The sequence below is a fragment of the Shewanella electrica genome (assembly GCF_022321485.1).
GTDB lineage: Bacteria > Pseudomonadota > Gammaproteobacteria > Enterobacterales > Shewanellaceae > Shewanella > Shewanella electrica.
In genome coordinates this window covers 1-235 of record NZ_JAKOGG010000772.1, presented here as the reverse complement: position 1 = coordinate 235, position 235 = coordinate 1, and the positions used below count along the sequence as shown (strand labels likewise).

General features: G+C 48.9%; 1 pseudogene. It reads right to left on the bottom strand.

Going from position 1 to position 235, the window contains the following annotated elements:
- Window positions 1-148: pseudogene (locus L9G74_RS23445) on the bottom strand (DUF2316 family protein); the annotation flags it as partial.
- Between the last annotated feature and the right edge of the window lie 87 nt (window positions 149-235).

The following is a 235-nucleotide window of genomic DNA, read 5'->3' as shown; positions in this document are numbered from 1 at the left end:
GGTCCCCTAACCGTGAGAAGGGAACCATTTCAATCCCCTGCTCCTTTAATTTATCTTCTAAGTAATCACGGACCTCCCAAACGTCGCTAGGGTCTGGGTGCTCCATGTTTAACACCGCGTCCAGTCGCTCAGCGTTTATCTCTAGGTCGGCGAGTACGGTTGCTTCTGGTTAGTTTAAGCGTCGGTAATTAGCCTGTAGCTCCTCTTTAGTCGCCTTAATTTCGGTCCTTGTTAA